Below are 1,183 nucleotides of genomic sequence, written 5' to 3'. Positions count from 1 at the left end.
AAATGACTGACGTAGTGATCGTATCGGCCGCGCGTACGGCGGTAGGCAAGTTCGGCGGCTCGCTCGCGAAGATCGCGGCGCCGGAACTGGGCGCAACGGTAATCAAGGCTGTTCTGGAGCGTGCCGGCGTGAAGCCGGAGCAGGTGAGCGAAGTGATCCTCGGCCAGGTGCTCGCGGCAGGCTCGGGCCAGAACCCGGCGCGTCAGTCGCTCATCAAGGCCGGCTTGCCCGACATGGTTCCCGGCATGACGATCAACAAGGTCTGCGGCTCGGGCCTGAAGGCGGTGATGCTCGCGGCGAACGCGATCATCGCGGGCGATGCGGAAATCGTCATCGCGGGCGGTCAGGAAAACATGAGCGCCGCGCCGCACGTGCTGCCGGGCTCGCGCGACGGCTTTCGCATGGGCGACGCGAAGCTCATCGACACGATGATCGTCGATGGCCTGTGGGACGTCTATAACAAGTACCACATGGGCACGACCGCGGAGAACGTCGCGAAGGAGTTCGGCATCACGCGCGAGCAGCAGGACGCGTTCGCGGCGCTGTCGCAGAACAAGGCGGAAGCCGCGCAGAAGGCGGGCCGCTTCGACGACGAAATCGTGCCGATCGCGATTCCGCAGCGCAAAGGTGAGCCGCTGCAGTTCAACACCGACGAATTCGTGCGCCACGGCGTGACGCCCGAAGCGCTCGCGGGCCTGAAGCCGGCGTTCTCGAAGGAAGGCACGGTGACGGCGGCGAACGCGTCGGGCATCAATGACGGCGCGGCGGCGGTCGTCGTGATGTCGGCGAAGAAGGCCGAGGCGCTGGGCCTCACGCCGCTCGCGCGCATCAAGGCGTACGCGAATGCGGGCGTCGATCCGAAGATCATGGGCATGGGCCCGGTGCCGGCATCGAAGCGCTGTCTGGAGCGCGCGGGCTGGTCGGTGAACGATCTGGACCTGATGGAAATCAACGAGGCGTTCGCGGCGCAGGCGCTGGCGGTGCACAAGCAGATGGGCTGGGATCAGTCGAAGATCAACGTGAACGGCGGCGCGATCGCGATCGGTCATCCGATCGGCGCATCGGGCTGCCGGATTCTCGTCACGCTGCTGCACGAGATGCAAAAGCGCGATGCGAAGAAGGGCCTGGCGTCGCTGTGCATCGGCGGCGGCATGGGTGTGGCGCTGGCGGTGGAACGTCTGTA

At 66.3% G+C, this 1,183-nt stretch carries 1 protein-coding gene; it reads left to right on the top strand.

The features are described 5' to 3' along the window. Nucleotides 1-2 precede the first annotated feature (2 nt). Nucleotides 3-1,183, top strand: a 1,181-nt coding sequence (locus NCT32_RS36900; protein WP_061122030.1) for an acetyl-CoA C-acetyltransferase, incomplete at its 3' end; no start/stop codon positions are given.

It is taken from the genome of Caballeronia sp. INML2, assembly GCF_023631365.1.
Classification (GTDB): domain Bacteria; phylum Pseudomonadota; class Gammaproteobacteria; order Burkholderiales; family Burkholderiaceae; genus Caballeronia; species Caballeronia turbans.
This window is presented reverse-complemented; position numbering and strand designations above follow the sequence as displayed.